This is a genomic window from Novosphingobium sp., from assembly GCF_024642085.1.
Taxonomy (GTDB): domain Bacteria; phylum Pseudomonadota; class Alphaproteobacteria; order Sphingomonadales; family Sphingomonadaceae; genus Novosphingobium.
In genome coordinates, this window is record NZ_JAHEBV010000019.1 from 23,804 (window position 1) to 45,022 (window position 21,219).

General features: G+C 61.7%; 17 protein-coding genes. 8 read left to right on the forward strand and 9 right to left on the reverse strand.

Annotated features, from left to right (window positions below; translation table 11 throughout):
- The first annotated feature begins 101 nt into the window (after positions 1-101).
- The 3 genes from Q0L62_RS09315 to Q0L62_RS09325 all read left to right on the forward strand — a co-directional run bounded on the left by Q0L62_RS09315 (position 102) and on the right by Q0L62_RS09325 (position 4,352).
- The gene (locus Q0L62_RS09315) at positions 102-887 is read left to right on the forward strand and encodes a universal stress protein (RefSeq protein WP_296679153.1); all 786 of its coding nucleotides are present in this window, start codon (positions 102-104) and stop codon (positions 885-887) included.
- A gap of 87 nt (positions 888-974) precedes the next feature.
- The gene (locus tag Q0L62_RS09320) at positions 975-1,727 is read left to right on the forward strand and encodes a methyltransferase (protein ID WP_296679155.1); all 753 of its coding nucleotides are present in this window, start codon (positions 975-977) and stop codon (positions 1,725-1,727) included.
- 309 nt (positions 1,728-2,036) lie between these two features.
- Positions 2,037-4,352 (forward strand): CDC48 family AAA ATPase, encoded by a 2,316-nt coding sequence (locus tag Q0L62_RS09325; RefSeq protein WP_296679157.1) that lies wholly within the window; start codon positions 2,037-2,039, stop codon positions 4,350-4,352.
- Between the two features lie 21 nt (positions 4,353-4,373).
- Here Q0L62_RS09325 and Q0L62_RS09330 read toward each other — a convergent pair whose 3' ends face one another.
- Positions 4,374-5,441 carry a mechanosensitive ion channel domain-containing protein gene (locus tag Q0L62_RS09330; protein ID WP_296679158.1) on the reverse strand — a complete coding sequence of 356 codons (1,068 nt, stop codon included), beginning with the start codon at positions 5,439-5,441 and terminating at the stop codon, positions 4,374-4,376.
- On the reverse strand, positions 5,438-8,278 hold the full coding sequence (polA, locus tag Q0L62_RS09335; RefSeq protein WP_296679159.1) for a DNA polymerase I: 2,841 nt from the start codon (positions 8,276-8,278) through the stop codon (positions 5,438-5,440). The genes Q0L62_RS09330 and polA overlap by 4 nt, the downstream gene beginning before the upstream one ends.
- A gap of 344 nt (positions 8,279-8,622) precedes the next feature.
- On the opposite strand from polA, the gene Q0L62_RS09340 reads away from it, so the two are divergent.
- The 5 genes from Q0L62_RS09340 to Q0L62_RS09360 all read left to right on the forward strand — a co-directional run bounded on the left by Q0L62_RS09340 (position 8,623) and on the right by Q0L62_RS09360 (position 14,431).
- Complete coding sequence (locus tag Q0L62_RS09340; RefSeq protein ID WP_296679160.1) at positions 8,623-8,913, forward strand: entericidin EcnAB; 291 nt, start codon at positions 8,623-8,625, stop codon at positions 8,911-8,913.
- 86 nt (positions 8,914-8,999) lie between these two features.
- Positions 9,000-9,380, forward strand: a complete 381-nt coding sequence (locus tag Q0L62_RS09345) for a DUF1232 domain-containing protein (RefSeq protein WP_296679162.1) — start codon at positions 9,000-9,002, stop codon at positions 9,378-9,380.
- A gap of 68 nt (positions 9,381-9,448) precedes the next feature.
- Entirely contained in the window at positions 9,449-10,807 is a 1,359-nt protein-coding gene (locus tag Q0L62_RS09350; protein ID WP_296679164.1) for a phosphotransferase family protein, read from the forward strand.
- A gap of 3 nt (positions 10,808-10,810) precedes the next feature.
- Complete coding sequence (locus Q0L62_RS09355) at positions 10,811-12,097, forward strand: acyl-CoA dehydrogenase family protein (protein WP_296679165.1); 1,287 nt, start codon at positions 10,811-10,813, stop codon at positions 12,095-12,097.
- 69 nt (positions 12,098-12,166) lie between these two features.
- Positions 12,167-14,431: a DUF305 domain-containing protein gene (locus Q0L62_RS09360; protein WP_367183283.1), complete on the forward strand. Its 2,265-nt coding sequence runs from the start codon at positions 12,167-12,169 to the stop codon at positions 14,429-14,431.
- 44 nt (positions 14,432-14,475) lie between these two features.
- Here Q0L62_RS09360 and Q0L62_RS09365 read toward each other — a convergent pair whose 3' ends face one another.
- From Q0L62_RS09365 to Q0L62_RS09395, 7 genes are all read right to left on the reverse strand, one after another.
- A complete protein-coding gene (locus Q0L62_RS09365; RefSeq protein ID WP_296679166.1) occupies positions 14,476-15,540 on the reverse strand; it encodes a serine hydrolase in 1,065 nt (354 codons plus the stop codon).
- 193 nt (positions 15,541-15,733) lie between these two features.
- Positions 15,734-17,380 (reverse strand): chaperonin GroEL, encoded by a 1,647-nt coding sequence (groL, locus tag Q0L62_RS09370; protein WP_296679168.1) that lies wholly within the window; start codon positions 17,378-17,380, stop codon positions 15,734-15,736.
- Positions 17,381-17,424: 44 nt separating this feature from the next.
- Complete coding sequence (groES, locus tag Q0L62_RS09375; RefSeq protein WP_292997012.1) at positions 17,425-17,712, reverse strand: co-chaperone GroES; 288 nt, start codon at positions 17,710-17,712, stop codon at positions 17,425-17,427.
- Between the two features lie 128 nt (positions 17,713-17,840).
- Positions 17,841-19,232: an MATE family efflux transporter gene (locus Q0L62_RS09380; protein ID WP_296679171.1), complete on the reverse strand. Its 1,392-nt coding sequence runs from the start codon at positions 19,230-19,232 to the stop codon at positions 17,841-17,843.
- A gap of 413 nt (positions 19,233-19,645) precedes the next feature.
- Positions 19,646-20,023 carry a 50S ribosomal protein L7/L12 gene (gene rplL, locus Q0L62_RS09385; RefSeq protein WP_296679172.1) on the reverse strand — a complete coding sequence of 126 codons (378 nt, stop codon included), beginning with the start codon at positions 20,021-20,023 and terminating at the stop codon, positions 19,646-19,648.
- Positions 20,024-20,094: 71 nt separating this feature from the next.
- Positions 20,095-20,610, reverse strand: coding sequence for a 50S ribosomal protein L10 (gene rplJ / locus Q0L62_RS09390; RefSeq protein ID WP_296679174.1), 516 nt, complete (start codon positions 20,608-20,610; stop codon positions 20,095-20,097).
- A 301-nt stretch (positions 20,611-20,911) separates the two neighbouring features.
- The coding region (locus tag Q0L62_RS09395) for a PilZ domain-containing protein (RefSeq protein ID WP_296679176.1) at positions 20,912-21,219 on the reverse strand (308 nt) is incomplete at its 5' end.

A 21,219-nucleotide genomic window follows, 5' to 3' on the forward strand; every position in this document is an offset into this window, starting at 1 on the left:
GTGGACGATAGCGCAATTCGGAGCAAGTTGGCGCGGCGTTTGACCCAGATCATGGACGGTGCCGGACAGCGGGCGCAAACTGTCTGCAAAGGAGAAAAGCCATGCGTTCCATCCTCGTCCAGACCGGCCGCGATGCCGGAATGTCATCGCGTCTCGATACCGCCATGGGCATCGCCCGGGCCCACGGCGGCCACGTCACCCTGCTGATCGACACCCCCGTCAGCCGCTACGTAACCGCCGATCCGTATGGCGGCACCTTCGTGGCGCGTGAAGCGCTTGATGCCGCCCTGGCTGCCGATGACGAACTGGCAGCGGCCTTTGCCGGGCGATTGCAAAACGATGATGTCCCGTTTGACGTTGCGCAATACGAAACAGAGCCACTTGCTGCCTTGAACGATGCAGCGCGCCTGGCTGATCTGGTCGTGGTGGCGCGTGACTGCGGGTATTGCGGCGATCTGGCGCTTGCGACGCAGGTGCCGGTGCTGATCTTGCCAGAAGGCGCGCGGCTCGATCTGCCGCTTCGTTCAGCGGCAATCGCGTGGAATGGCGCAACCGAGGCTGCCAATGCCTTGCGCGGGGCGGTCCCCTTGCTGCAGGGGTGCGAGGCGGTCAGCGTGATAACCGTGACCAGCGGCAACGACGACGATTTCCCGCCAACCGAAGCGCTGCGCTATCTTGCGCGGCACGGTATCGAGGCCGAACTGCTGGAGATCGCCATGGGCAGTTCCGTCGAAGAAACGCTTGCGGCCGCCGTCCACGCGAAGGGAGCGCAGCTGCTGGTCATGGGCGCTTATGGCCGCAGCCGCTTGGGTGAGTTCCTGTTTGGCGGCGTGACCCGCTATTTTTTGAAGGATGCCCGCGCGCTGCCGCTGCTGATTGCGCACTGACCGGGCCGCGTCGGACGTTCATCGAACGCCGCTTTGGTTCGTGGGAAAGGCCTTTACACTCGCCGCCAGTCCAAGGGGAGCCAATCCATGAAACCCGTCCGTCTTGCCGCCTTGATCGTGTTGGCCAGTGCCAGCCTGCTGTCCGCACCGCCGCTGCTGGCCAAGCCTTCCGATTATGCCGCCGCGGTGGCTGATAAGGCACGCGGCGAAAAGAACCGCGCGCTTGATGTCAGCCGCATGCCGGCAGAAGTGCTGGATTTTGCCGGAGTGACCAAGGGACAGACGGTGGTCGATTACTTCACCGGATCGGGCTACTGGGCCGAAATGTTCTCACGCGCGGTCGGGCCAAGGGGCGTGGTCTATGCCGCCGATCCGCCCAGCTTTGCCGATGCCAAGGCGTGGGAACCTATCCTGGCCAGTCACGCCAATGTGCGCATGCTGTTGGCTCCGATTGCGCAGATGAAATTCGCCCCGCGCAGCGCCGATCTGTTGTTCATCAACCTCAACTATCACGACCTTTACTGGGAATCGGAGAAATACAAATATCCGCGAGTCGAAGTGGCGGGCGTGCTGGCCGACTGGTTTACGGCCGTTAAGCCCGGCGGGTCGGTTGTGATCATCGATCACGCCGGTCCTGCCGGCGATACGCGCGCGCTGGTGGAAAAGCTTCACCGGATCGATCCGGCGCAGGTCAAGGCGGATATGGCTGCGGCCGGCTTCGTGCTGGACCGCGAATCAGACTTGCTGCGCCGCACAACGGACAACCATGAAACGAACGTGTTCGACCCTTCAGTCAGGGGCAAGACCGACCGTTTTATGCTGAAATTCCGTCGCCCTTGAGGAAATTGCGCAGGTAGTTGCAAACTTTGCAACGAGAAATAATCATTTCGCACTTGCACAATTTTGGGTTCTGACCCACTTAGAGCCTGCCTTTCAGGCATCCTCTCCCAAAAAACTTTCATGACCCGGGCCGCAACGCCCGGGTCTTTTTTTTGGCTTTTCGCCATCATCACCGGCAACGACTTCTTCCAAGCCTCGTTATCCAGCCCGACAGGTGCGGCATGGCTGCGGTTTGCATTCGTCCGCCGCAGTTCCTAGCTTTGCCCTTCCGGGGGAAACCGAGTTTCCGAAACAACAGGACACGATCGCATGGCCGATGGCGACAATACCGCCGTGATGGATAAGGCAGTCAAGCTGCAGGTTGCTGCTGCCCGCCAGGAAGAAAGCGGCCAGGGTATTGCCCGTATGCCGAAAAAGGCGCTCGCTCAGCTGGGCGTGACCGAAGGCGACGTGGTCGAAATCGTCGGCAAGCGGAACACTGCGGCCCGCGTGGTTCTGGCCTATGCCGAGGATGAAGGGCTTGATGTAATCCGGCTCGACGGCCTTCAGCGTGCCAACGCCGAAGTCGGGTCAGGCGATCACGTCCACGTCAGCAAGGCCGAATCGCGCGCCGCGCAACGCGTGATCTTTGCCCCTGCTCAGCGCGAAATGCGGCTGCAAGGGCCCGGCCAGGCGTTAAAGCGCAACTTTTTCGGGCGTCCGCTGGTGGCCGGCGATCTGGTTGCCACCACCGGGCAGACCCAGGTACGCGACATGCCGCCCGAAGTGGCGCGGATGTTCAACGCCCCCGCCTTTGCGTTGACGCAAATCCGTCTGACCGTGGTTTCTACCGTGCCCAAGGGCATCGTCCACATCGACGAGAATACCGAAGTCGAACTGCGCGAAGAGTTTGAGGAAGCGCGCGGCAGCCGCGGCGATGTCAATTACGATGACGTGGGCGGCATGGGCGATACGATCCAGCAACTGCGCGAAATGGTCGAATTGCCGCTGCGCTATCCCGAACTGTTCACCCGGCTGGGGGTCGATCCGCCCAAGGGCGTGCTGCTCCACGGCCCGCCAGGCACCGGCAAGACCCGCCTTGCCCGCGCTGTGGCCAACGAAAGCGAAGCCAGCTTCTTTACCATCAACGGCCCGGAAATCATGGGCAGCGCCTATGGCGAAAGCGAACGGCGTCTGCGCGAAGTGTTTGAAGAAGCCGAAAAGGCAAGCCCTTCGATCGTTTTCATCGACGAAATCGACTCGATTGCGCCAAAACGATCGGGCACACCGGGCGAGGCGGAAAAGCGTCTGGTTGCACAACTGCTGACCCTGATGGATGGCCTGCAGGCCCGCACCAACATCGTGGTTATCGCCGCCACCAACCGCCCCGATGCAATCGACGAGGCGCTGCGCCGTCCTGGCCGTTTCGACCGTGAAATCGTGGTCGGGGTGCCCGACGAAAAGGGTCGCCGCGAAATCCTGGGCATCCACACCCGCGGCATGCCGCTGGCCGAAGGGGTCGACCTGACGGAGCTGGCGCGCACCACCCACGGCTTTGTCGGCGCTGATATCGGAGCCCTGGCGCGCGAAGCGGCGATGGATGCAGTGCGCCGCATCATGCCCGAACTTGATCTGGAAGCGCAGACCATCCCCGCCGACGTGCTGGAAAGGCTGAACGTCACGCGCGAGGACTTTCTCAACGCCTTGAAGCGTGTCCAGCCGTCCGCCATGCGCGAAGTCATGGTCCAGGTGCCGAACGTGGGCTGGTCCGACATCGGCGGTGCCGATGAAGCGCAGGACAAGCTGAAGGAAGGGGTAGAACTGCCGCTGAAGAATCCTGACGCGTTCCGCCGGCTGGGCATCCGGCCGGCCAAGGGGTTCCTGCTATATGGACCGCCAGGGACCGGTAAGACCCTGTTGGCCAAGGCCGTTGCCAAGGAAAGCGAGGCAAACTTCATCGCGATCAAATCGTCCGACTTGCTGAGCAAATGGTACGGCGAAAGTGAACAGCAGATCGCCCGCCTGTTCCAGCGCGCCCGCCAGGTTGCCCCCTGCGTGATCTTTATCGACGAGATCGACAGCCTTGTTCCTGCTCGCGGCTCCAGCGGCAACGAACCGCAAGTAACGGCCCGCGTTGTCAACACCATTTTGGCCGAAATGGACGGGATGGAAGAACTGTCCAGTGTGGTGCTGATCGGTGCAACCAATCGCCCTGGCCTGGTCGATCCGGCGCTGCTGCGTCCCGGCCGGCTGGATGAGCTGATCTATGTCGGCACGCCGGATGCCAAGGGGCGCGAACATATCCTCAAGATCCACACCGCGAAAATGCCGCTGGGCAAGGATGTCAACCTGGGCGTCATCGCCAAGGAGGCTGATCGCTTTACCGGCGCCGATCTGGAAGACGTTGTTCGCCGTGCCGGCCTGAACGCCATCCGCCGCAGCGACGGTGATGCCAAAACCGTCACCGCCAATGATTTCCGCGAAGCCTTGGCCGATTCGCGCGCGACGGTTTCTGCCGAAATGGAGGCCGAGTACATGAAGATGAAGGGCGAGCTCAAAAAGCGTGCCGCCGAAGTCACCGCCCAGCAAATCGGCTTCTTGGCGCCAGGCATGGTCGCATCGACCCGTGACAGGAAACACAGCTGATTCCCTCCCGAAAGGGAGGGGTCAGACCCTGTCGCACAGCGCGTCTGGCATGTTTTCGCGCAGCCATTCAAGCATGGCCTCGCGCATGGCCGGGCGCAAACGGCCAAGCGCGGTCGGTCCGGCAGCACTCATCACCAATTTGAGTTCAATCGATCCGACCTGCGCCTCGCTGACCTGCAAGGCGCCAGTGCGCTTGTCCCAATCAGGGTTGGCGGTCAGCAGTGCTTCGTAGGCTTCGCGGATCGGGCCGATTGGGTTGCCCGGCTTGATCGGCAGGACCACCGATCCGGTGATCCCGCCCCCGGCGCGGGTCCAGTTCTGGAAGCTGCCGTCAAGAAACTTGGACGTGGGCACAATGATCCGGCGTTCATCGCCGGTGCGGATGACGACGTAGCTAAGGCGGATATCCTCAACCCGTCCGTTTTCGCCATCGATCACCACAAAATCACCAATGCGGATCGGTTCGGTCAGGGCGATCTGGATGCCGGCGATCAGCGACTTCAAGGCTGGCTGTGCAGCAGCGCCGACGGCCAGGGTGGCAAGACCAGCCGAAGCCAGCAGGGTCGTTCCGATATTTCTGACTGCCGGGATACCGAACAGCACCAGCGCCACGGTCACGAACACGATCATGAAGCCCGCAGTGCGGGAAAATATGGCTATGCGGGTTCGCCGGCTTCGCGCCGCCAGTTCGTCGGGGTCAGCCTCGGTGCGCTGCTCCATCGCTGCGGCAAAGGCCTTGACCATGGCGAAAAACAACCAGCCGAACAGCGCCGGCTCGACAAACCGGCCAATCTCACCCCAAACTCTGGCGATAAGCGCATTATTTTCAGCCGCCACCGAAATGCTGACGGCGATCATCAACCACAGTATCGGCATCCGAATCCGGGCGAAGAAAAGATCGTCGCCCTGTGTGGCGGAGAACCGTGCGGCGCGGCTCAAAAGCCAAAAGGCGATAAGGTGCAGCGCCATCGCGACGCCCACCGCAATGCCGCCATAGATAGCCGCCTTGGTCAATTGCTGCGACCAGGTAAAGACGGCATCGGCAGAGGGCAAACCGGCTGGCATTTTCGCCATAATCGTACCGCTCAATGTGCTGCCCCCCAGCTTTCCCCTGAACCGATCTCCACGCCTAACGCGACGGTCATCTCTACCGCAGGAGCGGCGGCGCCTTCCATCACTGTACGGATAACTGCGGACGCGGCGGCGACGTCCGCTTCGGGCAGTTCAAACACCAGTTCGTCATGGACTTGCAGCAACATCCGGACATGGCCCAGACCGGCTGCTTCAAGCGCGGGCATCATCCGCGCCATGGCCCGCTTGATGATATCGGCCGCCGTGCCCTGGATCGGCGCGTTGATTGCCGCACGCTCGCTACCCTGGCGTTCGGCCTGCTGGCTGGACTTGATCCGCGGAAACCAGGTTTTTCGGCCAAACAGCGTTTCGGAAAAACCGCGCTCGCGCACTGCATCCAGCGTTTCGTGGATGTAGCGCTGAATCCCAGGGAAACGTTCGAAATAGCGGTCGATCATCGCCTGGGCTTCGTCCGACGTCACTCCCAGCCGCCCGCCCAATCCCCAACGGCTGATGCCGTAAAGGATCGCGAAATTGATCGTCTTGGCCCGGCCGCGGGTGTCGCGGTTGACCTCTCCGAACATTTCCTGCGCGGTGCGGGCGTGAATATCCTCGCCATTGGCGAAAGCTTCCTTGAGCGCAGGTACATCGGCCATGTGTGCGGCCAGGCGCAGCTCGATCTGGCTGTAGTCGGCAGCCAGTAGTACGTTGCCTGGTTCCGCCACGAAGCAATCGCGGATCTGCCGGCCGATTTCGGTACGGATCGGAATGTTCTGCAGGTTCGGATCGGTCGATGACAGGCGCCCGGTCTGCGCCCCGACCAGACTGTAGCTGGTATGGACCCTACCGGTAGCGGGGTTGATCGCTGCCTGCAGCGCCTCTGTATAGGTGGAGCGCAGCTTGGAGAGCTGACGGTATTCCAGCACCTTGTTGGCAATCGGCGCGCCTTCCGCGGCCAGACCTTCCAGCACCGACTGGTCGGTGGAATACTGCCCTGTCTTGCCCTTCTTGCCGCCTTTGTAGCCCAGCTTGTCGAACAGCACTTCGCCCAATTGCTTGGGACTGCCTATGGTAAAAGGCGTACCGGCAAGCCCGTGGATTTCCGTTTCCAGTGCGGCCATCTGCTCGGCAAAAGTTGCTGAAAGCCCGGCCAGCCGCTCACGGTCTACCTTGATGCCATGACGTTCCATCTGCGCCACCACCGGGATCAGCGGGCGGTCCACCCGTTCGTAGACTCGGGTGGCGCCTTCGTCTGACAGGCGCGGTTTGAGCACGCGGTGCAGCCGCCAGGTGACATCGGCATCCTCAGCGGCATATTGCGTGGCACGGTCCAGCGGGACCTCGCCAAAGGAAATTGCCTTCTTGCCGGTGCCGCAGATATCCTTGAAGGTCAGCGTGGCATGGCCAAGGTGGCGCACGGACAATTCATCCATGCCGTGGCCGCCGCCGATCCCGTCTTCGCTGCGTCCGGCGTCCAGATCGAAGCTGATGATCATGGTATCGTCGATTGGCGCAACCGATATGCCGTGGCGGGCAAGCACGTTGATATCATACTTGATGTTCTGCCCGATCTTGAGCACCGCATCGCTTTCCAACAGCGGTTGCAGCAGGGCGATAGCGCGGGTCGTGCCAATCTGGGCAGGCCGCTCGGCAAACATGTCGCTGCCGCCGTGGCCCAGAGGGATATAGCAGGCATCGTTCGGTCCCAGCGCCAGGCTGATCCCTGCCAGATCGGCACGCATCGCGTCGAGCGCCGACGTTTCTGTGTCGATTGCCAGCACCCGCGCGGCAAAGGCGCGTTCGATCCACTGGACCAGCGCGGCCTCATCCTGGACGCAGGCATAGGCAGCGCGGTCAACCGCCGGCATGGCGGCGAGCGGTTGGCGATTTCCCGAAAGTGCCGCCTGGGTGCCGGGCGTTACCGCTTTGGCCGGGTTGAGCTGGGTCGCGCGTTCCGGGCTGCCGCGTCCTTCGCCAAGACGCCGCAGCAGACTGGTAAAGCCATGTTCGGTCAGAAAGTGGATCAGCGGATCGGGGGGGATCGCATCCAGCTTCATGTCCTCGATCGGCAAGGGCAGCGCACAATCTTCCTTGAGCTGAACCAGCACGCGCGATAGCCGCGCCATATCGGCCTGTTCAATCAGACTTTCGCGCAGTTTCGACGGTTTCATGTCCCCGGCTGCGGCCAAGGCCGCTTCCAGGCCGCCGTGTTCCTGGATCAGCTTGGTTGCCGTCTTCGGGCCGATGCCGCGGATGCCGGGTACATTATCGACAGAATCGCCCATCAGCGCCAGCACATCGCCGACCAGTTCAGGCTTTACCCCGAACTTTTCCTCAACCTCGGCCACGTCGATCCGCTGGTTCTTCATGGTGTCAAGCATGTCGACACAGCCGCCGCCCTTGCCGCACTTGCCGACCAGCTGCATCAGGTCCTTGTCCGATGACACAATCGTCACGTCCCAGCCGCGTTCGGTCGCAGCGCGGGCATAGGATGCAATAAGATCGTCCGCTTCCAGCCCCTGCTCTTCAATGCAGGGCAGGCTGAAGGCGCGGGTGGCATCGCGGATCAGGGGGAATTGCGGAACCAGATCCTCGGGCGGCGGGGGGCGATTCGCCTTGTACTGGTCGTAGATTTCGTTGCGGAACGAAATACTCGATGCATCGAGAATCACCGCCAGATGTGTGGGGCCGTCCGCCTTGTTGAGATCGTCGGCCAGCTTCCACAGCATGGTCGTATAGCCATAGACCGCGCCAACCGGTGTACCTTGCGGGTTGGTCAGCGGCGGCAGGCGGTGATAAGCGCGAAAGATGTAGGCCGATCCATCGACCAGATAGAGATGCTGCTTGGGCTCCATCCTAGCGGATTAGCAGGATGGACCGCGCAGGGTAAGCCGCCGGAGCTGACTTTTGCGGCGTGCTGGGTGAACAAAAATCGGATCGCCGCAGCATGGCGTCATATCGGCGCCACAATTGACGGTTAGCCAAGGGATAGACCCAAAAACTGTGCATCATTGCGATGGCGCAGCGACTTGTGCTTGCATCCTCACACGAAGGGCATTATTTGTCCGCGCGAAGTCTACTGATAAGGTAGGCTTTCCGTTCGGTCGCGCTTACCCGCCGCCCGGTGCAGGCTATCTGCCCAGGCTCAGGTAAAAGGTGGCCGCGCGTGGTCCACTCGCTGTTCTAAGGATACCAATTCATGCGCAAGATCGTTATCGCTGCCGCCGCTGGCGCCGCTCTCGCTCTCTCGGCCTGCTCGGGCGAAAAGGCTGAAGACGCCGCTGTCGCCGCTTCGGAAGCTGCCACCGACGCCGCTGCCGCTGCTTCGGACGCTGCTGCCGACACCGCCGCGATGGGTTCGGCCGCTGCTGCCGACACCGCCGCTGCCGCTTCGGGCGCCGCTGACGCTGCTGCTGATTCGGCTACTGCCGCTTCGGGCGCTGCTGCTGACGCTGCTGCAGCTGCTGCGGATGCCGCCAAGAAGATGTAATCTTCGCCGGCAGGCACAGAATTGGGGCGCGAAGGGCAACCTTCGCGCCCTTTTTCTTTGCCGGCGCAATCAAGGTATACCTAGCCATGACAATCCGCACCTGGGCAAAGGCGTTGAAGCGTGATGCGCTGACGTTGTGGCTGGCCGCGCGCGATCCCCGCGTGGCATGGTACGCCAAGGCACTGGCGGGCGCCGTGGCGGCCTATGCCTTCAGCCCGGTTGACCTCATTCCCGATTTCATTCCGGTGCTTGGTTATCTGGACGATCTGCTGATCGTTCCGGCAGGGATATGGCTTGCGGTAAGGATGATTGAGCCTGCCGTACTGGCAGATCTGCGCGGCAAGGCCGCCGTACTGGCCCAGCGACCGGTCAGCCGATTGGCTGCGGCTTTGATTGCTGGGCTGTGGCTGGCCCTGGCCGTGCTTGCGGCCAGACTTGCCTTGCCGCACGTGCGCCAAGGCGCTTGACTGGTTTAACCGCGCGATTAACACTGCGCCGGAATAGCCCCCGAACGGGGGCCGAGAGGAGCTTCGGCATGTCCCCCACCCCGGCCGATCTGCTGGCGCAAGGACTGACCCGCGCATTGGCGCGCGCCGGTCTGCCTGCGCCGGCAGGATTGGAACGGCTGTCCGGCGGCGCCAATATGGAAAGCTGGCGCTTCACCGCTGGCGCCGAGACCTTGATCCTGCGCCGCGCCGCAGCAGCCGAACTTATGGTCGGTAGGCCGATGGACCATGCTGCCGAAGCCAGCCTGATCCGGGCGGCACGGGCCGGCGGGGTCATGGCACCTGAAGTACTGGTTGACCTTGATCCCGAAGACCGGATCGGCAGCGGCTTCATCATGCGCGCAATGCCGGGAACGCCGGATCCGCACGCGATTCTCGCCGCTGCCGATCCGGCCCCGCTGATTGGCGACATCGCCCGCGAACTGGCTGCGGTCCATAACCTGTCGGTTGATGGACTGCCCGCTCCGGTGATGGACACGTGTGCCGCCTTGTCCGATCTGAAGACACGGTTTCTGACCTATGGCGGCGACCGGCCGATTCTGGCCCTGGCCCTGCGCTGGCTGGAAAATAACCTGCCGCCCCCCGTCACGCCGCGGCTGGTACATGGTGATTTCCGGCTGGGAAATCTGCTGGTTGAAGTGGAAGGGCCGAACTGCGGCCGGCTGTCGGGCGTGCTCGATTGGGAACTGGCGCATCTGGGTGATCCGCATGAAGATCTGGCCTTTGGCTGCATGACTGTGTGGCGCTTTTCGCGCCCTGATCGCCCAGGATACGGGCTGACCACGCTTGACCAGCTGTTCGAAGCCTATGAAGCGGCGGGCGGCGTTACCATCAATCCGCAGCGGTTCCGCTTCTGGACTGTCTATCGCACGTTCTGGTGGGCGCTGGGCTGCCTGCAAATGGGCGGATACTGGCGCGACGGCCATGACCGTGCGGTGGAACGCGTCGTCGTGGCGCGGCGGACCAGCGAACAGGAACTGGATCTGCTGCTGCTGCTGGAAGATCTGGCCCCCGAGGCGGAACGCAGCCGTCCGCTGCCGCCCCGCCAACACGTTATCCAACCCGGCACCGGCGAACCCAATGGCAGCGAAGTGCTAGAGGCGGTGTCGGAATGGCTGGCCAGCGACATCAAGCCGCTTGTCAGCGGACGTGACAAGTTCAACCTGGCCGTTGCACGCAATGCGCTGGGTATCGCCGCGCGCGAGCTTGCGCAGCGTCCAGCCGTGACCGACGCGGCCCTGTCTGCTGATCTGCTGGCCGGTACAGCCGATCTGGCCACCCCCCGTTTGCTGGCCCGGCTGCGCCGCATGGCGCTGGACAAGCTGGCTGCCGATATGCCGAAATATCCTGCGCTGGAACTGGCGCGAATCCGCTGGGAAGGACTCTGAGACATGGACTTTGCACTGCCCCAAGACCTTGTCGCGTATCTGGACGAACTGGACGCGTTCATCGCTGCCGAGATCAAGCCGCTGGAACAGCAGGACGACAATATCCGCTTTTTCGACCATCGCCGTGAATGGGCCCGAACCGATTTCGACGATGGCGGGTTGCCGCGCCCGGAATGGGAGCAACTGCTGGTTGCCGCCAAACGCAAAGCGGACGCAGCAGGACACTGGCGCTTTTCGGCACCCAAGAAGTATGGCGGGAAGGATGGCTCAAACCTGTGGATGGCCGTTATCCGTGACCGCTTTGCGCAGAAGGGACTTGGCCTCCACAACGATCTTCAGAATGAACACTCGATCGTTGGCAACTTTCCGTTCGTTGCCATGTATGACGAGTTTGGCACCGAAGCACAGAAGGACGAGTTCATCCTTGGCGGCTTTTCCGGGGAGCGCCGCGTCGCCTTCGGCCTGACGGAGCCCGACCACGGCAGCGATGCTACCTGGATGGAAACCCACGCGGTGCCCTGCGAGCGCGATGGCGTCGCCGGGTGGCTGATCAACGGCGCCAAGATGTGGATCACCGGGATGCATGCGGTCACCCATGTCGCGCTGTTTGCGCGGACCGGCGGCAACCCGGGCGACGCACGCGGGATCACCTGCTTTCTTACGCCGGTGCCGTCCCCGGGGTTGCAGATCAACGAATTCATGTGGACCTTCAATATGCCGACCGATCATGCGCGCTTCACGCTGAGCGATGTGTGGGTGCCGCATTCTGCCATTCTGGGCGAGGAGGGCCGCGGGCTTAGCCTGGCGCAAAGCTTTGTTCACCAGAACCGCATCCGCCAGGCGGCCAGTTCGCTGGGCGCGGCAACTTTTTGCGTTGAGGAATCGGTGCGCTATGCTCGGCAACGCAAGCCGTTTGGCAAGGCATTGGCCGAAAACCAGGGCATCCAGTTTCCGCTGGTCGAACTTGCGACCCAGTGTGAAATGCTGCGGATGCTGATCTACAAGACGGCGTGGGACATGGACCAGATGCCCCACAAAGAGATTGAACACGCGCTGTCCGACAAGATTTCGATGTGCAATTACTACGCCAACCGGCTGGTCTGCGAGGCCGCCGACCGGGCCATGCAGGTCCACGGGGGGATCGGCTATTCACGCCACAAGCCGTTTGAACATATCTTCCGTCACCATCGCCGCTACCGCATCACCGAAGGCGCGGAAGAGATTCAGATGCGCAAGGTAGGCGCCTATCTGTTCGGCTATTTGGGACCGCGCAAAGCGCTTTATGGCTGAATGACATAGCGCTTCATTTTGTCCCCTGTCCCGTGTTAGCCCCCTTGCCAACGGCTAACAGGGAGAGAGATGATGCGTACCATGGTGCGGCTTGCAGTGGCAGGCCTTCTGGCGACAACGGCGGGCGGCGCACTGGCCCAGACCGCGCCGATCGTTATGCCCGGTGCACCGGGTCAGCCAAGCCGGGCGATCAGCGCGGCAGATGCGGTGAAGCTGGCCAATGCAAGCTATTCGCCCGCTGACGTCGCTTTCATGCAGCACATGATTGTGCACCACCAGCAGGCTGTCGACATGGCCGGCCTGGTGAAGACGCGGACCAACAACCCGGATATCATCGCTGTCGCGGGACGGATTGATGCCGGCCAGGCCGACGAAATGAAATTCATGCGCAAGTGGCTAGGCGATCGGGGCGAGTCGCTGGCGATGCCGGCGATGGATCATGCCATGCACGGCGATCATGCCATGTCTGGAACGGGTCTGATGAAAGGCATGGCCACACCTGAACAGATGGCGGCGCTGAGCGCAGCGAATGGTACAGCGTTTGACCGGATGTTTCTGCAACTCATGATCCCGCACCATCGGGGCGCGCTGGACATGGTCCGCGACCTGCTGCGCACACAGGGCAGCGTTTATGATCCCGCGATGTTCCAGTTCACCACTGATGTGACCAATGATCAGAAGACCGAAATTGACCGGATGAACAAGGTGCTTGGCAGCCTTTCCGGAGATCCCCGCGCCACGCTGACCCCCGGATTCCGCACCGCGGGTGAAGCAATTCTCAATATGAAGAAGGTTGCCAGCCTGACCAAGCCGGTCGGATTTTATGACCCCAAAAATCCGGCCGGACTGATGCCGCTAAAGGCCAAGAAGGAAGATGAGGCGAAAAAGGAAGACGCGGCAAAGAAGGCTGAAGACGCCAAGAAAGCCGAGGCTGCAAAGAAACCCGATGCCGTCAAGACCGAGGCCGAGCCGCCCAAGCCCGAGTTTGCCGATCGCTGGGCGCTGCTCGACTTTATGAATTCCGACATGGCCTTTGCCGGCGATGTGATGATTGCCGGCAGTTTTCACGGCTTCAACGCCTACCGGCTGGGCAAGGATGGGGTACCCTCGTTAATCAGTTCGGTCGTCTGCCCGGGCGGACAGGGCGACATATCGGTCGTCGGCAAGCTGCTGGTGATGAGCGTCGAGGAGCCACGCGGCCGGACCGATTGCGGGCTGCAGGGCGTGACCGGCAAGGTCAATACAGAGCGTTTTCGCGGGGTGCGGATTTTTGATATCTCGGATCTGGCCAATCCGCGCCAGGTTGGACAGGTCCAGACCTGCCGGGGCAGTCACACGCATTCCGTGGTCGATGCTGATACCAACCGCATCGTCCTTTACGCTTCGGGCACGTCGTATGTGCGTGAAACTGCCGAGCTGGCGGGCTGCATCGACCAAGGCGGCGATGAAACTGCGCTGTTCAGCATCGACGTGATCGAAGTGCCGGTGGCCAATCCCGCCGCTGCGCGCATCGTCGATCGCCCCCGGGTGTTCTCCGCCGATGGCAAGATAGCAGGGCTGTGGCGCGGCGGGGACCATGGCGATGGGACCCAGGACACCGAAGTAACCGACCAGTGCCATGATATCACCGTGTTTCCGGCCAAGAAGCTGGCCGCCGGAGCCTGTTCGGGCAACGGCATCCTGCTCGACATCTCTGATCCGATGAAGCCAAGGCGGATCGACGACGTTTCGGACAAATCCTTCGCCTATTGGCATTCGGCCACATTCAACAACGACGGCACCAAGGTACTGTTCACCGATGAATGGGGCGGAGGCATGCGGCCGCGCTGCCAGGCTGGCGATCCCACGACCTGGGGCGCCGATGCTTTCTATGGGATCGACAACGGCAAGCTGGTCTATCGCGGCCATTACAAACTGCCGGCACCGCAGACCGACAAGGAAAATTGCGTCGCCCACAATGGCTCGATCATCCCGGTCCCGGGGCGCGATATCTTTGTCCAGGCCTGGTATCAGGGCGGAATCAGCGTGATCGACTTTACCGATGCGGCAAATCCCAAGGAGATCGCCTATTTCGATCGCGGACCGATCGACAAGGACCAGTTGGTTTTGGGCGGCTACTGGTCAGCTTATTGGTACAAGGGAAGGATATACGCGACCGAGATTACCCGCGGAATTGACGTGTTCAAGCTGGAACCAAGCGCCTTTGTGACCAAGGCGGAAATCGCCGCAGCGGAAGGCGCGATATATCCGGGCGGAGTGTTCAACCCGCAGACCCAGACGCAGGTCACCTGGCCTGCCAAACTGTCCGCCGCGGCAATGGCAAGTCGGAAATAAGGACGGGAGCGGCGGCGGTCTGCAGTGCGGTACCGCCGTCCACCTTACCGCGAAGCAGAGCGTCCGAAGCTGGGCGATTCGACCTGATAGCCGTCGTAGATGGCGCGTGCGATACTCGCGATCCGCGCGTCCCGGTAGGTCTTGCCGCCCTGCCCGGTAACATAGACTGCCACGGCGAACGTCCGGCCATCGGGGGTGTTGATGATCCCGACGTCGCTGGACGTGTTGCTGAGCGTACCGGTCTTATGCAGAACGCGGGCATCGCCGGGCAGCAGTGCCTTGAGCCGGCCGCGCCCGGTGACGCAGCGCTCCATGGCGGAAAGCAGCACCGCGTTGCTCGACGCGCTTAGCCAGCGGCCCTGATGAATGCCTGTCAGCAGCTGAACCATCGTCAGCGGTGTGGCACTGTCCCGCTGGTCAACCACGCGGGCCGGATCATACTGGCCATCATCGCGCACGAGCGTGGCGATATCACGGTCAAGGCGGAAGCCTGACAGCCCCGCCGAGTTGCGCACCCACTGATTGACTGCCGATGGGCCGCCCACAACCTTGAGCAGTGCGTCGGTGGCACGGTTGTCGCTATGGATGATGGTCCGGTCGATCAGTTCAAGCGCGGAAAGCGTCGGCCCGGCACGCACCGGTGCAATTGTGCTGGAATACTTAGCCGAAGGTACCGGCAGCATGAGCGGATAGCGGTCCGTCAGGGAATAGCGGCCTTGATCGACTCCCTGAAGAAAGGCGGCGACAATGGCAATCTTGCTGGTGCTGGCCATCGGGAACGGCTGGCTGCCCAACACGCTGACGGTTCGGCCGGTATCAAGGTCGACTGCGGCAACCCCGATCCGGCCCTGTGCGGAATTGGCCAGCGAGGCGACCTGCGCTTCAAGGCTTGAGGTATAAGTCGAAGGCGCGGCGGCCGGCGACCAGGTTTGCACCGGCAGGATCGAAACGGGCGCGCTGATTGTCCCGGACCGCTGAACCTTGGTTTCCGTCCGGAAAGTCTGATCGAATGTCGATTCAAGGTTTGTGGATGGACCGGCAATTACGGGCGAAGCCGCCCCAATCAGGGCCAGCGCGGAAAACGCGCGTAAGATCAAACGGTTCTTCATGATATCAGCGATAGCCCAAACATGCTTTCAGTTTGGCTAACGTGACCTGCAGCCGATAGACACCTGCGACGAAACGCACTTTTATTGCGAGGACCCGTGGGAACCCGATGTTGGCAGCAGAACCAGGACTTACGAAAAAGGCCGGGAACTTGCGTCCCCGGCCCGTTTCATCGCGACGTTTGTCCGGTCGGACTTAGAAGTCCATACCGCCCATACCGCCCATGCCGCCGCCCGGGGGCATGCCCATGGCAGGCTTGTCATCGGGCTTTTCGCTAATCGCCGCTTCGGTGGTGATCAGCAGACCGGCAACCGAGGCCGCGTCCTGCAGGGCAGTGCGCACGACCTTGGTCGGATCGATCACGCCGGCCGCAACCAGGTTTTCGTATACGTCGGTTGCAGCGTTGAAGCCCTGGGTTTCGTCATTTTCGCGCAGCAGGTTGCCCGCGACAACGGCACCGTCATGGCCCGCGTTGCTGGCAATCTGCTTGAGCGGCGTGGTGATCGCCTTGCGCACGATGTCGATGCCCTTGGTCTGGTCATCGTTGGCGCCCTTCATGCCGTCCAGGCTCTTGGTGGCATAAAGAAGGGCAGTACCGCCGCCGGGGACGATGCCTTCTTCAACCGCAGCGCGGGTGGCGTGGAGCGCATCGTCGACGCGGTCCTTGCGTTCCTTGACTTCGACTTCCGAAGCCCCGCCGACCTTGATAACGGCAACACCGCCGGCCAGCTTGGCCAGACGTTCCTGCAGCTTTTCCTTGTCGTAGTCGCTGGTGGTGGTTTCGATCTGGGCACGGATCTGTTCAACCCGGCTCTTGATGTCGTCGGAACCGCCGGCACCATCGACGATGGTCGTGTTGTCCTTGTCGATCGAAACGCGCTTGGCCTGGCCGAGCATGTTCAGGGTTACTGATTCGAGCTTGATGCCCAGGTCTTCGCTGATCATCTCACCCTGCGTCAGGATTGCGATGTCCTGCAGCATGGCCTTGCGGCGATCGCCGAAGCCGGGTGCCTTGACTGCCGCAACCTTCAGGCCGCCGCGCAGCTTGTTGACCACCAGGGTAGCCAGGGCTTCGCCTTCGATATCTTCGGCAATGATAAGCAACGGACGGCCCGACTGCACCACCGCTTCAAGCACCGGAAGCATTGCCTGGAGCGACGACAGCTTCTTCTCGTGGATCAGGATGTAGGGGTTTTCCAGCTCAACCGTCATCTTGTCGGGGTTGGTGATGAAGTAGGGCGAGAGATAGCCGCGGTCGAACTGCATGCCTTCGACAACATCGAGTTCAAACTCGAGGCCTTTGGCTTCCTCAACCGTGATAACGCCTTCCTTGCCGACCTTTTCCATCGCTTCGGCGATCTTCTGGCCAACTTCGATATCGCCATTGGCCGAAATGATGCCGACCTGGGCGATTTCCGACGAGCCCGCGACGGGCTTTGAACGTGCGACCAGGTTTTCGATAACCTTGGTAACCGCGAGATCGATGCCGCGCTTCAAGTCCATCGGGTTCATGCCGGCAGCGACCGAGGTCATGCCTTCACGCACAATTGCCTGGGCTAGGACGGTGGCGGTGGTAGTGCCGTCACCGGCCAGGTCGTTAGTCTTGCTGGCGACTTCGCGCAGCATTTGCGCGCCCATGTTTTCGAACTTGTCCTTCAGTTCGATTTCCTTGGCGACGGTGACGCCGTCCTTGGTGATGCGGGGCGCGCCGAAGCTCTTGTCGATGACAACGTTGCGGCCCTTGGGCCCCAGCGTCACCTTGACGGCATTGGCGAGGATATCGACACCGGCCAGAATGCGCTCACGCGCGTCGCGGCTGAATTTTACGTCTTTGGCAGCCATGATGCTGTTCCTTCAGATAGAATTGCGTGGGGAGAAAGCGCTGCTCAGCCAATAATGCCGAGGATGTCGCTTTCCTTCATGATCAGCAGGTCTTCGCCGTCGAGCTTGACTTCGGTGCCCGACCACTTGCCGAACAAGACCTTGTCGCCAGCCTTGACGTCAAGCGGTGTGACCTTGCCGTCTTCGGCCTTCGAGCCGGCGCCCACGGCGACGACTTCGCCCTCGGCCGGCTTTTCCTTGGCGCTGTCGGGGATGATGATGCCGCCGGCGGTTTTTTCCTCGGCTTCGACGCGGCGAACCAGCACGCGATCGTGCAACGGACGGAATGCCATGGTAATATGCCTCTCTTCCAGTGATACGAATGCAGTTGGCACTCTTCAATGCAGAGTGCCAGCGGGGCGCATATGGGTCTGCGCAACTTCCTCGTCAAGTCGGTGAAGCAGGAATTATTGCAGATTGTTCAGCCAGCGAACGACGCGCTTTCCAGGCCGAGACGACCCCGCCCCCGCCAGCGTGTGGCAAGCAGGAACGATACGACTACCAGGCCCGTCGCCAAGCCCACCCACACGCCTGCTCCAGCCAGGGGCGTAAAAAACCCAAGCGCAACCGAAGTCCCGAAACCGAAGATCCAGTATCCCGTCAGCGCCATTATCATCGGGATCCGCGTATCCTGCAATCCGCGAAGCAAGCCGGCCAGTACCGCTTGGGCGCCGTCAAACAACTGAAAAGCCGCAGCGATGCGCAAAAACACAATTGCGTATCCCACCAGGACGGCGCGCTCTGGTGCATAGGGATCGATATACAGACTAAGCAAGAGAGACGGCGCAAACAGCATGAGCAGCGCCGGGATTGCCATGTAGACCATCGAAATAAGCAGTGCGGCCTGCCCGGCCGTGCCGATGCCGTGCCGATTGCCCGCGCCGAAATGATATCCGACCCGGATAGTGGCTGCCTGGCCGATGCCGAAGGGAATCTGGAACGCCAGCGCCCCCAGTTGCAGCGCGATGGTGTGCGCGGCCAGTTGCGCTTCGCCGATCAGGCCCATCAGGAAGGCAGCACTGGTGAACAGCCCGCCTTCGGCAAGAATGATCAGGGCAATCGGCACGCCAATCCGCACCAGATCGCGCAGCCGTTGCCATTCCGGCCGCCACCAGTTGCCGAAGATGCGATAGCGCCGCAGCCTGCGATCAGTGGCGATTGCAGCGGCATAGGCGGCAACCCCGATCCAGCTGGTCAGCACGCTGGAAACCGCCGATCCATCTAGCCCCATTTGCGGGGCTCCGAAATGACCGAAAACGAACGCATAGTTGCCAACAGAGTTGACCACGATCGACAGCAAGGTGATCAGCGTGGCGAAGACCGGCCGGCCCAGTGCAGCCACAAAAGTGCGCAGGACATTTGCAATAATTGCTGCGGGCATCGCCCACAGCAGAATTGCAAGGAACGCGCCCGCCCGGCGCGAGACGACCGGTTCCTGCCCGGTCAGCAGCATGAAACCTTCCCCGAATAAGCAAATTGCCATGCCCAGCAAAGAGCACACCAATGCCAGCCACAGCGCCATGCGAACCGAACGCCGCACTTCGCGCACCGCGTGACGGCGGCGGCCAAGCTCAGCGGCGATGATCGGCGCGCAGGCACTTGTCAGGCCTGAAAAGCACCACATCATGATGCCGAACAGCGAAACTGCCAGAGACGATGCCGAAAGCGCTTGTTCGCCCAGCCGCGCCACAAAGATTACATCAATCGAGTAAACCAGCATCTGCAGGAGATTTGCAGCAGCGAGCGGCGCAGCAAGCCAAAGCATTGCCCGCAGTTCGCTGCGCCAGGCGCCGGAAGTTGCAGCAATAGCCATAAGGGCCGTTCGGTTAGTGATAGTTTGGCGCAACCGGAAGGCGTTACGTCGGGATTTTTGCGCTTTTCAGCTTGGATGTGTGGATTATGTCATCGCAGGTGTGTGCTAGTGCGTGGACTGCCAGGTCGCACCATGCTTTATCTGGCTTCTGATCTTTTGGGAACTAACGCTGCCTTGCGGCATTTGTTAGTTGAGTCCTGAACAAGGAATCCCTGAGGTATACTGCTGCGTCAAGCACGGGTCCTTCGGGTCGCACGGAAGGGAGTCGGGACCGCAAGGTGTCGGCTCCCTTCTAGCTTGGACTTGCTGTGCGGCGACAGATGGCCTGTCCACTCGATTGAAACCGATCACGAAAAAGGGCGACCCCGCAAGGCCGCCCTTTCTTGTAATCCGAAAAGGATCGCCGTTCGAAATTACTTGATTTCGACGGTGCCGCCAGCGGCTTCGATCTTCTTCTTGATTTCTTCGGCGTCGGTCTTGTTGGTGCCTTCCTTGATCGCCTTCGGAGCGGCTTCCACCAGCGCCTTGGCTTCGGTCAGGCCCAGCGCGGTGATGGCGCGGACTTCCTTGATGACGGCGATCTTGTTGCCGCCGTCGCCGGTCAGGATAACGTCGAATTCGGTCTTTTCCTCGGCAGCTTCGGCAGCAGCGCCGCCGCCGGCAGGGGCAGCAACGGCAACAGCGGCAGCAGCCGACACGCCCCAGGCTTCTTCAAGAGCCTTGGCAAGGTCAGCAGCTTCCAGGACGGTCAGCTTCGAAAGTTCTTCAACGAGCTTGGCGATATCAGCCATGGTATTTCACTCCTAAGTTGTTAGCCGGAGAGGGCGGCGCCCATAACTCCGGTAAATCGTACGAAAACGTCTTAAGCAGCATCCTTGGCGGCATAGGCACCGAAGACGCGGGCCAGCTTGGCCGCCGGAGCGGTAGCAAGCTGGGCGACTTTGGTGGCCGGTGCCTGGACCAGGCCGATGACCTTGGCACGCAGTTCGTCGAGCGAGGGCATCGAGGCGAGCGCCTTGATCCCTTCCGCGTTCAGAACCTGCGCACCCATCGATCCGCCAACGATTTCGAGCTTGTCGTTCGTCTTGGCGAAATCAACCACCGCCTTTGCGGCGGCAACCGGATCTGCCGAAACGGCAAGAGCGGTCGGGCCGGTCAGGAACTCGCCGATGCCGGCGTAGTCGGTGTCCTGGATGGCAAGCTTGGCAAGACGATTCTTCGCAACCTTGTAAGTCGCACCCGCATCGCGCACCTTGCCGCGCAGAACGGTGGACTGGGCCACCGTCAGCCCGAGGTTGCGGGTGACGACCACCACACCAGCCTCGGCAAAGCTTGCGTTGAGCGAAGCGACCGAATCGGCTTTTTGCGAACGATCCATGCCTTACTCCTTCAAAATGACCGCCTGGGGTGAAAACCCCGTGCGGCCGGCTACGTGTGTCCATGGCGCTGGTGCACCACGGGCGAGACCGTTCGAAGGGGAAGGAGGACGTGAAACACGCCGGGTGCGGCACTTGCCGGCAAGGCAAGGGGTCCGCTTAAATCTCTGTCCCCGCCTAGGCTGCAGATTAAGGAGGGGGCCCCCAGCAGCTGTCTCGGACGGCTGACCGGTCGGGGACGAATCCCGTTACGGTCGCGGCGGCCAATAGCACCGCCGGTTCCCAAGTCAAGAATGGCGAGGCTTAAAGCGTCAGCATGTCGAACACCGCAGCGTGCAGCGGTGCTGTGAAGATACAGCCCGCTTCAAGTCCGGCGGTCCATACAATCAGCGCTTCAATCGGGCGCAAATTACCGATCTGAAGCCAGATCGACACGCCCGGTCGAAGCGGCGCGACGCTGGAAAGGCGTGCGCCGTGCTGCGACAAGTCGCGCAGCCGTACAACTTCCCTCATTGTTCCGCGGCGGCAGGGGATCGTTGCACCTATTGCGCGTCTTTCAAACGCACGGCGCAGCAATCTGGCCTCTAGACCATTAGCACTATCAATCGACA